This is a genomic window from Sphingomonas sp. RS2018, from assembly GCF_054489605.1.
On the sequence record NZ_JBTMWL010000004.1, the window covers coordinates 10,854 to 25,028 of the forward strand.

Below are 14,175 nucleotides of genomic sequence, written 5' to 3' on the forward strand. Positions count from 1 at the left end.
CACCCCCCGGCTTTCACGGAAGGCCCGGCGATCATGGTCAGGCTCGACGGCGCGCGCAATAGGCGTTTGCAGCGAGCGGACCGAAGGCTGACAGTACCCTCATATAAGATGGTCGGGTTTGCGCGTTCCGCAATGGCGGCTTAGCGCCCCAATTTGGTCATTTACGGCGGCTTGGCGTGTCTCCGAAAGCAGCCGTTCGTTCATGCCGCATCTTGACCGTTATTCGGCATCGAAAACGCAATCTCGATCAGAGGCACATTGGCTGTGGGCACAGCCTCGGTGCCCATCATCATGTGATAATGCTGGGTGTGTCCAGTCTCCTCGAAAATGCGCCTGAAGACGCCGAGATAGGCGTCCACCGTGGTGGCATCGCTGGAGACGTAGAGATCGTCATGCGCGCTGTGCGAGCCGTCGTTCACCCACGAAAAGAGCGAGGCGCATATCACCTTCTCGCGGCCTTCAAATTTCTCGGTGATCTTGTCCTTGTCCATGTTTCCAAGAATTTTGAAATAGTTCTCCAGAATGCGGCGCAGCGTGTTCTGGATGGTAAGGTTGGATCGGTTTTCGTTCCGCACCTCGGACCAGAGGAGTTCGTAGGATGTCCTGATCGGGTTGTGATCGAAGGATTCCAGTGTGGAGACATCGTCGATCTTCTTTACGATCCAGAATGTTTCGTGCGCGCGAAGCTCCTTTTTCCGGTCAGGGTCGAATGACACCTCCTTATGAAAATATATGTTGTGAGTCAGCACGAACACCTGCCGGATCAGGCTGCTCTGCGCGTGGCTCAGCTCAAACACGCGTTTGATCAGGCTGGAAACGATGAACAGAATATCGCTGTCTAAGCTCGAAACCGGATCGTCAAACACGATGACCCGGTTGCTTGTCATACCTGACTCGGAAACGCTGCCCCGGATGAGATGGTAGAAATACAGGAAGGTGACGAAAGTCTTCTCGCCCTCGCTCAGACTTCTGACCGCATTACTCCCATCGAGGCGGACGATCTCATACAGATTGCCTTGAGCGCCCGCCGTTGCGAGCTTGAAGCCCCGAAAGCCAAATGAGGCGAGCAGCGCATTAATTTCGGCCACGGTGGGCTGAACGCTCGTGCTGCCCTTCTCAAGATCGCGCAGCGTCTGCTGCGCTGTGGTCAGGTCGCCCCGCTTTGTCGTCAGGCCTGCCTCGATGCCACTGATCGCAGCATCCACCGCCGACTTGCTGGCATGGTAGGCATCGAGGATGCCTTGGGCCTCTTCCAGCAGGTACCTCCAGATTTCGGCCGTAAGGTTCGCCCTCTGATTGCCGATATCGTCAACGGCCTCATTGTGTTCGGCAACGGCCGCGTTAGCAGCCGTGAGGAAATCCCGCACCTCCGCGAACAGTTCGGTGTTGTCCTCCAGTGTGACGACGGCGCTCGGCTCCTTCTGCTTCCGCGCAATGTGCTGTCCGTTGAGTGTCAGCCGCGCGGTCACGCGCTCGATCAGTCCGGTCAACTGCGTCGCGTCGATATAGCGTGAACCGGTCTGCAAGATGCCGGCGAGGGCCTGAAGGTAAGCCGCCCCCGCCGCCTCGTATCCGGCAACGAGACGCGCGATACCCGCGATGTCGCGACCGTAGGCTTCGTCGAAATAATCGCCGATGCGCTTGGCGAGATCGGCTTCGACATCCTGCTGGCAGAACGGGCATTGTGGCGTGCTCTGCGCGAAGTAGCCGATGCCCTGCTTCACCCAGTCACTGTTGCCGAGCCGATCGATCAGACCGGAGATGTCGACATCGCCTTGGCCGACGACCTTCTTTGCAAGGATAGGCAACGCTTCTAGCCGCGTCAGCTCGGCATTGTCGGGCGCCCGGACCGCGCTCTCTCGCGTGAGACCTTTTTCGAAGATGACGGCCGCACGCTTTTTGAGATCATCGAGCGGATGAACCGCAGCCTGGTTGGAAGCCCGCTCGCTGAGGACTTTATCGCAGAAGTTCGCCTTCGAGCCGCGCACGCCCGTGAAGGCGGACTGGAAATTAGCATCGTGGCGATTCTTGAGTTTCCAGCATTCGTTCTCGATATTTTCGCGCAGAGCGGCACGCTCACCCAGCTTACCGGGAGCGCCATCCTTCCCGTTCAACACGATATTGCGCGCGCTGATATCACGCTCGATGTCAGCAACGTCCTTCCGCGCCTGTTCGATCTGGTCCAGTACCGCAGCGTCGTGCTCGCCCAATGTGAAGATGCCGGGGAGGCTGGATCTGAAATTCCGCCCCACGAAATCGGCGTTGTAAACTAGGCACTCAAGAGGCCGTTGGTTGGCCCAGCGGATCACGCAAGTGGGGTGATCGGTCGGAGCGGCGATCACGCGCGAGATGCTGGTCTTGCCCGAACCGTTCGCGCCGTAGATGAAGTTGATCTTTCGGAGCTCGGTAAGATTCTGGCCTTCCGCGCTGTAGCTAGCGCATCCCGCGATTTTTAGTCCTTCAATCAACGCTGCCCCCTCTTCACCGCGCGTCAATAATTTGGTTTGGTAACAGTCACGGGAATACCTTCGACATCTACCGATCGGCAAGGCTAACTAAGACCACACGAGCAATGACCATTTTGCCAGTCTTCGGTTCGATACCTGCCAGTCCGCACTCGGCCCAGGACGAGCCGTTCTATGCCTGGAAAAAGAGGTGCTTCTGGATGTCCATGAAGGCACCCCTGATCTTTGGAATCGACCCAAGCGCTCGTTTGGCATCATTGGTGCCGCCATACCTGATCTGCAGAAAATCGCTGATCCGGTGCGGGGCGAGCTCTCGGATTCCCTGCATTTCGTAAGCCTGCAGGATGTAGGTCAGGAACTCCCGCATTTCAGCCTCGTAGCCAGACAGTCCTGTAGACTTTGCACCCTCGACCCGTGTCGCGCGCGAAAGCGGACTGAGCGTAAACCGCACGTAAGCGAGCACATCAAAGATATCGCTATTGGGAGCATCGATCAGTCGGCGCATGTCGTCCATGCGATCGTCACCATAGCCCATTTCTTCGAGCCGTTGAATGAATGCAGTCCGGCGGTCGGGATCCATCCAGATCGCGCGAAGCTCGTCGGCGCTGCCAACCATGGTGCCGAGATCGCCGAACAGCTGCTCCATGAACTCCTTCGCGGTGATCTGTCGTCCGTTGAACCAATAGGTCGTCTCGGCGACATACCGGATCTTGCGTTCTTTGCCGTCGGCAAGCTTCACGACCACCCTCTCGACCGGAGGCGTGGGCTCGACCGGATGGTCACCATCATCGGGCGGTTCGGACGGTCCCGGTGGCTTCGGCCCACCTGGTCCCGTTACAGGCTCTTCGGGCTCGCCGTCCCACGCCGGGTCCTTGAAGTGCTCATAGGCCTTCACGAAGTCGTAGATGGTGAAGAAGTCCTTCCCGTCGAACGTCCGCGTGCCCCGGCCGATGATCTGCTTGAACTCGATCATCGACTTCACCGGCCGCAGCAGCACAATATTGCGCACATTGCGCGCATCCACCCCGGTCGACAGCTTCTGCGACGTGGTGAGGATGGTCGGCAGGGTCTTCTCGTTGTCCTGGAACTCGCGCAGGTGTTGTTCGCCCAGCTTGCCGTCGTCGGCCGTTACGCGTTCGCAGTAGTGCGGATCAGGGTTGGTCTTCACCTGGTTGATGAAGTTGCGGACCCGGGCGGCGTGATCCTGCGTCGCACAAAACACTAGCGTCTTCTGGCGCTGGTCGATCTGGTCCATGAACTCGTGGACGCGGCTCATCTCACGCTCGTTGATGATCAGCTTCGTGTTGAAGTCCGCTTCGGTGTATTCCTTGCCAGGGTCGATCTCCCCGCTCACCACCTCGTCCTCATCGCTAAATGTGTAGGTGTCCATCGTGCTCGCCATCTGGCGCACCTTGAACGGGGTCAGGAAGCCGTCGCCGATCCCCTCCTTAAGGGCATAGGTATAAACGGGGTCGCCGAAATAGCGGTAGGTGTCGGCGTTCACGTCCCGCTTGGGGGTGGCGGTGAGGCCCAGCTGCACGGCGGGCGCGAAATATTCGAGGATCCCGCGCCAGGTGCTTTCGTCGCGCGCGCCGCCGCGGTGGCACTCATCGATCACGATGAAGTCGAAGAAGTCTGGTTCATAGCCTTCGAAGGTCAATCCGCCTTCCACGCTCTTGCCGTCCGTCATGAAGGTCTGGAAGATCGTAAAGAACACGCTCGCATTGGTGGGCACCTTGCCCTGCTTGCGGATTTCCTCGGGGCTGATGCGGCACAGCGCGTCCGGCGGGAAGGCGTTGAAGGCGTTGTAGGCCTGATCGGCAAGGATGTTGCGATCCGCAAGGAACAGGATGCGTGGGCGGCGGGTCGGCTCGCGGGTCAGGTTCCAGCGAGACTGGAACAACTTCCAGGCGATCTGGAACGCGATCGAGGTCTTGCCGGTGCCCGTGGCGAGCGTCAGCAGGATGTGCTGCTGATCCTTGGCAATTGCCTCCAGCACGGCGGTTATGGCGTTATGCTGGTAATAGCGCGGCTGCCACTTTCCGCCGCCGGTCTCGAAAGGGACCGCGCCGAAGCGTTCGCGCCAGGCATTGCCGGTCGGGAAGCAGCGCTGCCACATCTCGTCGGGCGTCGGGAAAGGCGGGGCGATGGCCCCTTCCTTGCCCGTCTGCATGTCGACCTCATACCACTCGGCACCGTCCGAGGCGTAGGCGAGACGGGCCTTAAGCCGGGTCGAGTAGTCCTTGGCCTGACCGACACCTGCACCTGCACCCTTGCCGCGGCGCTTGGCCTCCATCGTGGCGAGCTTGTGGCCGCGGTATTCGAAGACGTAGTCGGCCGAGAGTGGCGCACCGCGCAGGCCGCCGGGCATGATGCGACCGGGGCAGATTGCCTCCCGCCTGATATGCGCGCCCTCGACCACACCCCAGCCGGCGGCATGGAGCACGGGATCGATGCGATTGGCGCGGGTATCGGCTTCGGTTTCCTGCATCGGCTCAGGTCAGCTCCCCGGCAAAGGCTTTGTTGAGGAAAGACTGGCGAAGGCTTGCGATGTCATCAAGCTTGGTCTTGATCAGACCTTCCATCTGCGCGAGCCTGTCTTGCAAGTCTTTGAGCGCTGACGCTTGCTGGTCTTGAGCGTCTCTGTCAGGAACCGGCACCAAGGTGGGCGCAAGGGACTGCCTCGTGATCTGTGGTTGTGCTGCGCCCGTTATGACCTTGCCCCAGTCCATGGCTCCTCTGAAGAATTGCTCCAGATAGCCGACTGAAATCCGATCATCTTCAGGCCGCACTACCATCGCGTTGCCCGTGATCCAACTGAATGGCTCGGAAATGTTGACGCTGCCACAGGTCGCCCCACGGCATGTCACCAGCAATTGTGGCGCCTCGTGATTGAATTTGTCGTAGCGCCCGATCGGCCCGTTCGCGCCAAACACAATGTATGCGCCATCTGGCTTCAAATCCTTGGCCGAAATAGTTTTCGGCTGATAGATTTCGCACATGTCGCCGAGCTTCAGCCAGGCGCCCCCGACACCATCAAAGACAGCCCGGCTGGCGGACGCTGAGAGGTGTTCGAGGTCGGTGAGATTGGCTTCGGCGAGGGCGCGGGCGCGGTCGAGGGCGGCGAATGCCTGATCCAGCACCGCAACAATCCGCTTCTGCTCGTCTAGGTCGGTTGCAATCCATACCCCCTCGTCGTGCACATGATTGCGATTGAGCGTAGGCACGCCTGCACCTGACGCGAACCGCCCGAGGTCGAAGAATTGCAGCAGGTAAAAGATGTAGCGCGGGTCGTTGCCGTGAAAGTCCTTCACATAAAGCGCCGTATTAAGCGGCCAAAAGCTATCTTCGACGTAGAACACGTTACCGATGCTACCGCTTCGGCCAGTTACCACACCCGGACCCCGCACACGTGCTTCACTATGGAAGTCCGTAGGGCCGCTGGATGTAACCAGCGGATAACTGCCAGGTTTTCGCTCCCTGACTGGAAGGTCAAAACCACGCTGCAACGTGCAGACCTCACCAAGGGGTCGCCATTCAACCGTCTGAGGCAACAAGCTCGTCAAAGCATCCCCCGGATCTCTTCGAGGATCAGCCGCGTCTCTTCGTCGCGGGCGAGCATGTCCGCAATGATCTGCTCGGGCGCGCGCAGCGGCGTTTGCTCCGGCGCAGTGGGGTTGCGGACCGACAGATCCCACGTCGCCTTGTCGAGATCGTCGATGCTCACCGTCCAGCTCTTTGCGCTGTCCGCCTTGTCCGGCTGGAACGCGACGAACTCGGCAAGGTCAGCATCGTTGAGCGGATTGGTCTTGCCGAGCGAGCGGGCCGGATCGAGCTGGTAATACCAGACCTGCCGGGTGGGCGCGCCCTTCTCGAAGAACAGCACCACCGTCTTCACGCCCGCGCCCTGGAACGTGCCGCCGGGGCAATCGAGCACGGTGTGGAGGTTGCAGCTGATCAGCAGTTCTTTTCGCAGTTCGACGCTGGCATTGTCGGTGTTGCTTAGGAAGGTGTTCTTGATCACTACCGCGCCGCGCCCGCCTGCCTTCAGCTTGCGGATGAAGTGCTGCATAAAGAGGTAGGCAGTCTCCCCTGACTTGATCGGGAAATTCTGCTGCACCTCCTTGCGCTCACCCCCGCCGAAGGGCGGGTTGGCCAGCACGATGTCGTGACGATCAGCCTGCTGGATGTCCATCACGTTCTCGGTGAGCGTGTTGGTGTGGCGGATCTGCGGTGCCTCGATCCCGTGGAGGATCATGTTCATGACGCCCAACACATAGGCGAGCGACTTCTTCTCCTGGCCGTAGAAGGTCTTTCGCTGAAGAATGTCCCACTCGGCAGCCGATAGGTCCGGCCGACGCAGAAATTCGAACGCCTCGCACAGGAACCCGGCCGAGCCAGCCGCACCGTCGTATATCGTCTCGCCGTTTTTCGGGTCGACCACCTTGATCATCGCGCGGATTAGCGGGCGCGGGGTGTAGTATTCGCCGCCATTGCGCCCGGCATTGCCCATGCGCTTGATGCGGGTCTCGTAAAGGTGGGACAGCTCGTGCTTGGCCTTGCTACTGCCGAAATCGAGCGTGTCGACGATGTCGATCACGTCGCGCAGCGAATAGCCGGAGCGGAAGCGGTTGATGATCTCAGTGAAGATCTCGCCAATCTTGTATTCGATGGTCTCGGCATCGTTGGCCGATTTGCTGAAGCCCTTTAGATAGGGGAACAGCTTGCCATTGACGAAATCGATCAGGTCCTGACCGGTCATAGCGATCTGATGATCGATCTCGCCATCATCCCGCTTCGGCGCGGCCCATGCATCCCATCGATATTCAGGTTCCAGGATCGATTGATACTCGCGGCCCTCGAGTTCGGCCTCATCTTCCTGCGCGGATTCTAGATCGTCGAGGTATTTCAGGAACAGAATCCAGCTAGTCTGCTCGGCATAATCGAGCTCCGACGCCAGGCCCTCGTCATTGCGCATCGCGCGATCAATGCTGTTGAATGCGTTTTCGAACATTGGCATCAGCTAGCCAGCCCTTGGGCTTGCGACAAGCTGATACCTCGCGGGCGGTTAGACGGTATGGAAGGCGGTTAGACCCCCAACCGGGCAACGCGACAATGCGTTCGTAAGGACTATTCGCCTCATCGGCCGATAGCTGTGGGGTAGTTCACAATTGCAAACCCAGACGTACCGTCGACAGTCAGCACCAACCGATCTGGTGAGTCGAGCAGCTGAAAGCTGCCAGTCCTGAACCGGCTCAAGAGTGGACGCAACTGGGCTCAAGGAATGTTAGCCGGGCTGGGCCGCACGCCCTTCGCAAGGCGCCCCACGCAGCACCCAAACGCCGACCCAGCCGAACGCGCGTCCGCAAGGAAGTTTCAGATTTGCCTATTGAGAGTGATGGTGCCGCCTACAGGACTCGAACCTGTGACCCCCGCATTACGAATGCGATGCTCTACCAGCTGAGCTAAGGCGGCCGATGCGAAGTCGGCCGGAGCCGTCGCGTGGTGGCGGCGATTAGCAGTGGTGTGGCGGTGTGGCAAGCAGGTTCGCGAGGGGCGAACGGCGCCGGCGTCTTTACCCCGTATTTACCACGCACCGGGCAATACGGCGACGACATGGACCCGGCCCGCACTGGCGCCGGCCGTCGGGGTGATGTTGGGGAACGCGCAATGGATATCGCGGGTGAGATCGACCGTGACACGGGCTTTGGCGAGGCGCGCGAGGACGGCGCGGTCGGCGACGCGCCGATCGACATCGGCGGTGACGAGCGGCGGATGCACGTCCGTGCCTACAACCATTGGGTGTCGCTGCTGCAGGGTCGCGCCTTCCCCTCGATCGAGAACCTCGATCCGAATTCGATCGCCGATTTCGGTCCGTACAGCGTGCTGCTCGACTTCACCGAGGGGCTCGAGAATCCGCGCATCCAGTTTCTGGGCGGGGCGCTCCGCGACGAATGCGGCGTGGTCAGCGGCATGGTCCGCATCGACGACGTCCCCAGCCGCTCGCTGCTGTCACGCCTGACCGCGCATTATCTGCAGATCATCGCCAACCGTGCGCCGATCGGATTCGAGGCGGAATTCGTCGGCCAGCGCGGGCACAACACGCTCTACCGCGGTATCCTGATGCCCTTCTCCTCGGACGGCGACGGCATCGACTTCATCTATGGCGTCATCAACTGGAAGGAACTGGTCGAGGTCGACCTGCAGGCGCAGTTGACCGACGATCTGGCCGCGGCGCGGCGGGCGCCGGTGGTGCCGGCATCGGTCTGGGCGGATGGCCCCGGTGCCGGTTTCGACGACGGTGACGACACCGATGCGGCCCCTACTCTTGCCGACGATGCGAGCATCCACGACCGCCTCGACGCCGCACGCCGCAGTGCCGATGCCTTCGCCGCGAGCGAGGGCCGCAGCCGCAGCGCGCTCTACGCCGCGCTCGGCCTGGCCCATGGGCTGGCGATCGCGGCCAGGGACGATGCGGAAGGCTTTGCCGAGATGCTGGCCGATGCCGGCGTCACCGCGCAGGCCCGCGCGCCGATGACGCCGGTGGTGAAGCTGGTCTTCGGCGCCGGCCACGACAAGACGCGCCTGGCCGAATATGCCAGCGTGCTCAATCATGCTGCCCGGCACGAGGTCGGCGCGAACGGCCTCACCGCCTATCTTGAAAGCTTTCCCGGCGGGGTGAAGGGTGTTGTCGGCGCCGAACGCGCGCTCAAGCGTCCGGCCCCGCAACCCGATCTTTACGAGCGCATCGCCGCCGAATTGCGCGAGCGCGCGCCGCTGGCGCATGTCGCGATCGATCCGGCGAGCGCCGACGGCGAATTCGTCGTGCTACTGGCGCGGCGCGATGCGACGGGCGGGCTGGATGTCGTCGCCTGCGTCGATAGCGACAAGACACTGACCGAGCGCACGGTGCGCCGCGCCGCCGCCTGAGTTCGTAACATCTGATACGACTTATGCCTTGAGCCCGTCACGCGACGGGCGCATAGACCGGGGATGGCAACGAAGACGAGGACGCTGCCGGCGGCATTGGCTGCCCGGTTGATCGAGGGCGCACTGCCGGGGGAGATCGAGGGGCTGGACGGCCGCGAGCGCGATGCCGCCGCGGCGTTCGTCGCCGAAGCCGCGGCACAGCGCCCGCCCGGCACGCCGGTCATCATACTCGACACGCTGGAGAGCGAAGGGCATCGCCGCCGCATGCGGCTGGCCGTCGTCAACGACGACATGCCGTTCCTGGTCGATTCGATCGCCTCCACCATCGCCGCGCACGACGTGCCGATCGATCGCGTGATTCACCCGGTCGTTCCGGTCCGCCGCGATGCCGACGGCACGCTGGAAGCGTTCGGCGAAGGTCCGCTCGAATCGCTCGTCTATATCGAGATGCACCGCGCCGATGCGAAGGTGCGCAACGCCATCACCGCCGAACTGGCGCGCAATCTGGCGCATGTCCGCAGCGCGGTCGGCGACTGGCCGGCGTTGCAGGCGGCGATGCGAACCGACGTCAGCCGTCTGATGACCGCCGGCAATGTTGAGGGCGGTGCGCTGCTGCAATGGTTCAACGATCGCGCGATGACGCTGCTGGGTCATGATACCTGGTATGAAGACGGCCGGTCGGAGAACACGCTGGGTATTGCCCGCCACCGGTTCCAGGTGCCGCTGCTCGCCGACGCATCGCGGGTCGCTGCGCTCGACTTCTTCCGTGGCGGCGGCGCCGCCCCGTTGCTGCTGAAGTCGAACTGCATCTCGACCGTCCACCGCCGCGTTCCGCTCGACCTGGTGCTGACCCCGGTGCGGGAGGGTGATGCGATCACCGGCCTGTCGATGCACGCCGGGCTGTGGACGTCGGGCGCGCTGCACGCGTCGCCGCGTGACGTGCCGGTGCTGCGCGAACGGCTGGCGATGATGGAGGCCAAGTTCGGCTTCGACCCCAAGGGTCATACCGGCAAGGCGCTGACCCACGCGCTGACCGCCCTGCCCCACGACCTGACGACCGCGTTCCAGCCCGACCAGCTCGAGGCACTGGCGCTAACCGCGATGTCGCTGGCCGACCGGCCGCGGCCCAAGCTCGAACTCATCCGCTCCACGCTCGGCCGGCACATCTTCGCCTTCGTCTGGCTGTTGCGCGATGATGTGACGACCGCACGACGCCTGGCGATCGGCGACATGCTGGCGAAGGCGGCGGACGCTACCGTGCTCAACTGGTCGATCGCGCTGGAGGACGGCGGCGTCGCGCTGATCCGCTACACGCTCGACGTGCGCGGCAGCGAGCGTATGCCCGATGTGGCCGCGCTGGACGACGAGCTTGAGCGGATGCTGCGCGGCTGGGTGCCCGCGATCGAGGCGGCGCTGATCGCCGCGGTCGGCGACGCCCGCGCGACTCGCCTCGCGCTGAAATACGCCAACAGCTTTCCCAACGGCTATCGCCTCCATTATTCGCCCGAGGAAGCCGCCCGCGACATCGCGCGCATCGCCGATCTGAGCGATACCGGCAGCCGCTCGGCGCGGATCGTCGACCATGCCGCCGCCGATGGCCAGCTGCGGATCAAGCTCTATCGTCAGGGCGGTGCGCTCGCGCTGTCGGATGCGGTGCCGGTGTTCGAGAATTTCGGCTTCCGCGTGATCGAGGAGGTGCCGACCGCACTGACCGACGACGGCGGCGCCTATGTCCACGACTTCCTGGTCGCCCTGCCCGGCGGTGCGTTGAAGAGCGACGCGGCGACGGTAGAGGCGGCGATCGCCTCGGTGCTGGAGGGCGTGGCGGAGAACGACGCGTTCAACCGCCTGATCGTCGAGGGCGGCATGGCGCCGCGATCCGTGACGTTGTTCCGCGCGTGGTTCCGCTATCTGCGCCAGACCGGCCTGCCTTACGGACTGACCACCGTCGTCGACGCGATCCGCCGAGCACCCGGCGTGGCGGCGGCGCTGATCGAGCGGTTTGCCGCCGCGCACGATCCCGACGCACGCGACGGCGCCGACGATCGGGTGGCGCAGGCCGATGCGGCGATCGAGGCGGGGCTGGATGCCGTGTCGGCGATCGACGACGATCGCATCCTGCGCACCATCCGCGGTGTCGTCGCCGCGACGCTGCGCACCAATTTCTACGCGCCCGCCGCTGCCGAGGCGCTGGCGTTCAAGCTCGACTCGGCGAAGGTGCCGGGCCTGCCCAAGCCGCTGCCGTGGCGCGAGATCTGGGTCTACAGCCCGCGAGTCGAGGGCATTCACCTGCGTGCCGGTCCGGTCGCGCGGGGCGGGCTGCGCTGGTCCGACCGGCGCGACGATTTCCGCACCGAGATCCTCGGCCTGATGAAGGCGCAGCGCGTCAAGAACGCCGTCATCGTGCCGACCGGCGCGAAGGGCGGCTTCTATCCGAAGATGCTGCCCCCGATCACCGATCGCGATGCGTGGCTGGCGGAGGGGACGGAGAGCTATCGCATCTTCATCCGCACGCTGTTGTCGGTCACCGACAATCTGGTCGAGAACGCCGTCGTCCATCCCGACCGCGTCGTCATCGGTGACGGCGACGATCCCTATTTCGTCGTCGCCGCCGACAAGGGCACCGCGACGTTCAGCGACGTCGCCAACGCCATCGCGCTGGAGCGCGGCTTCTGGCTGGGCGACGCCTTCGCCAGCGGCGGTTCGGTCGGTTACGATCACAAGGCGATGGGAATCACCGCCAAGGGCGCGTGGGTGTCCGTCCAGCGCCACTTCGCCGAACTGGGCGTCGACGTGCAGAGCGAGAGCATCGACGTCGTCGGCTGCGGCGACATGTCGGGCGACGTGTTCGGCAACGGCATGCTGCTGTCGAAGGCGATCCGGCTGGTCGCGGCGTTCGACCACCGCCACATCTTCCTCGATCCCGCGCCCGACCCCGCAAAAAGCTGGGACGAGCGCGCGCGCATGTTCGCGCTGCCGCGCTCCAGCTGGGCCGACTATGCCGCCTCGCTGATCTCACAGGGCGGCGGCGTGTTCGCGCGCACCGACAAGGTCGTGAAGCTGTCGGAGGAAGCCGCAGCCGTGCTGGGCATCGAGGCAGGCGAGATCGAACCCGCCGCGCTCATCTCCGCGATCCTGAAGGCGCCGGTCGGGCTGATCTGGTTCGGCGGCATCGGCACCTATGTGAAGGCCGCGGCGGAGAATAACGCCACCGTCGGCGATCCCGCCAATGACCGCCTGCGCGTCGATGCCGAGCAGCTGCGCGCACGCGCCATCGGCGAGGGCGCGAATCTGGGCGTCACCCAGGCGGCGCGCATCGCCTTTGCCAGCCAGGGCGGGCGCATCAACACCGACTTCATCGACAATTCCGCCGGCGTCGATTGCTCGGACAACGAGGTGAACATCAAGATCGCGCTGAACCGCGAGATGACCGAAAGGCGGCTCGCCGAGGCAGACCGCAACACCCTGCTTGCCAGCATGACCGACGATGTTGCCGACCTGGTGCTGGAGGACAACCGCCTCCAGACGCTGGCGCTGTCGGTGATGGAGAATGACGGGCCGATCGCGGTGCCGAGCTATTGCCGCGTGATCGAGATGCTGGAGGCCGGTGGCCGCCTCGACCGCAAGGTGGAGGGGCTCGGCACCAACGCCGAGCTGCTGCGCCGTGCCGCCGAGGGCCATGGCCTGACCCGGCCCGAACTGGCGGTACTGCTCGCGACCGCGAAGCTCGCATTGCAGGACGCGATCGAACAGCGGCGGCTGGGCGAGGACGACGCGCTGCTCCCCGATCTGCACGCCGCCTTCCCCACCGCGATGCAGGAGCGGTTCGGTGCCGCGATCGACGCGCACCGGCTGCGCAACGAGATCGTCGCGACGAAGCTCGCCAACCGCGTCATCAACCGGCTGGGCGCGCTCCACCCGTTCGAACTGGCGGAGGAGGAAGGCGCGGCGATGGGCGACATCGCCGCGATGCTGGTGGTCGCCGAACGCATCTTCGACCTGCCGCAGCTGTGGGACGAGATCGAGACCGCCGCCATCCCCGAGCCCGCCCGCATCGCGCTGCTCGACGAGGTCGCGGTCGGCGTCCGAGCGCAGATGGCCGACCTGCTGCGCGCGGCGCGTCCCGGCGAAGGTCCGGGCACGGTCGTCGAGCGGCTGAAGCCCGGCATCGACGCGCTCGACCGCCAGACCACCGACCTGCTGCGTGAGGAGGCGCGCGCCGGCAGCGACCGCATCGCCACGCGGCTGGAGGCGGCGGGGGCGCCCCCCGAACTCGCCCGCCGTATCGTCCGCCTGTTCGAACTGGACGGCGCGGTCGGCCTCGCCGATCTGGCGCAGCGACGCGGCGGCGACGAAACGCGGCTCACCCGCGCCTTCACCCATCTCGGGCAGGCGCTCGGCCTCGACTGGGCGCAGGGTAATGCTGCGCGCATCACCAGCGGCGACCCGTGGGAACGCCTGCTGATCGCCGGCCTCGCCCGCGATTTCCAGCAGCTGCGGCTCGAATTCCTCGCCCGCAGCGAGGGCGACGATCCCGAGGGCGCAGTCGAGCGCTGGTTGAAGGCGAATGCCGCGCGCGTTTCGCAATTCGCCGACCTGATCCGCCGCGCCCGCGCCGCACAGACGCCGAACGCGGCGATGCTGGCGCAGATTGCAGGACAGGCACGGGTGCTGCTGGGGCGGTAGGGCGTCAGCTCAAACTCCGTTCGTGCTGAGCGAAGTCGAAGCACTTGGGCGAGTGCTCCCTTCGACTTCGCTCAGGGCGAATGGGGCTTAATGG

At 63.9% G+C, this 14,175-nt stretch carries 6 protein-coding genes and 1 tRNA gene; 2 read left to right on the forward strand and 5 right to left on the reverse strand.

Features of this window, described 5'->3' with window-relative positions; translation table 11 throughout:
- Window positions 1-200 precede the first annotated feature (200 nt).
- From ACX40P_RS12475 to ACX40P_RS12495, 5 genes are all read right to left on the reverse strand, one after another.
- On the reverse strand, window positions 201-2,468 hold the full coding sequence (locus tag ACX40P_RS12475; RefSeq protein WP_459126683.1) for an AAA family ATPase: 2,268 nt from the start codon (window positions 2,466-2,468) through the stop codon (window positions 201-203).
- 169 nt (window positions 2,469-2,637) lie between these two features.
- Complete coding sequence (gene hsdR / locus ACX40P_RS12480; protein ID WP_459126684.1) at window positions 2,638-4,956, reverse strand: EcoAI/FtnUII family type I restriction enzme subunit R; 2,319 nt, start codon at window positions 4,954-4,956, stop codon at window positions 2,638-2,640.
- Window positions 4,957-4,960: 4 nt separating this feature from the next.
- The gene (locus ACX40P_RS12485) at window positions 4,961-6,031 is read right to left on the reverse strand and encodes a restriction endonuclease subunit S (RefSeq protein ID WP_459126685.1); all 1,071 of its coding nucleotides are present in this window, start codon (window positions 6,029-6,031) and stop codon (window positions 4,961-4,963) included.
- Complete coding sequence (locus tag ACX40P_RS12490) at window positions 6,028-7,479, reverse strand: type I restriction-modification system subunit M (protein ID WP_459126686.1); 1,452 nt, start codon at window positions 7,477-7,479, stop codon at window positions 6,028-6,030. Before ACX40P_RS12490 ends, ACX40P_RS12485 begins: the two co-directional genes overlap by 4 nt.
- Before the next feature lie 385 nt (window positions 7,480-7,864).
- Window positions 7,865-7,940, reverse strand: a tRNA-Thr gene (locus ACX40P_RS12495).
- A 195-nt stretch (window positions 7,941-8,135) separates the two neighbouring features.
- Between ACX40P_RS12495 and ACX40P_RS12500 the strand changes: the two genes are divergently transcribed.
- Window positions 8,136-9,395: a PAS domain-containing protein gene (locus tag ACX40P_RS12500; RefSeq protein WP_459126687.1), complete on the forward strand. Its 1,260-nt coding sequence runs from the start codon at window positions 8,136-8,138 to the stop codon at window positions 9,393-9,395.
- A 63-nt stretch (window positions 9,396-9,458) separates the two neighbouring features.
- A complete protein-coding gene (locus tag ACX40P_RS12505; protein ID WP_459126688.1) occupies window positions 9,459-14,081 on the forward strand; it encodes an NAD-glutamate dehydrogenase in 4,623 nt (1,540 codons plus the stop codon).
- Window positions 14,082-14,175: the final 94 nt, after the last annotated feature.

Bases quoted from the DNA above. Each gene is read 5' to 3' on its own strand.
- ACX40P_RS12500 (WP_459126687.1), top strand. From the start codon at position 8,136: ATGGATATCGCGGGTGAGATCGACCGTGACACGGGCTTTGGCGAGGCG.
- hsdR (WP_459126684.1), bottom strand. From the start codon at position 4,956: ATGCAGGAAACCGAAGCCGATACCCGCGCCAATCGCATCGATCCCGTG.
- ACX40P_RS12490 (WP_459126686.1), bottom strand. From the start codon at position 7,479: ATGTTCGAAAACGCATTCAACAGCATTGATCGCGCGATGCGCAATGAC.
- ACX40P_RS12505 (WP_459126688.1), top strand. From the start codon at position 9,459: ATGGCAACGAAGACGAGGACGCTGCCGGCGGCATTGGCTGCCCGGTTG.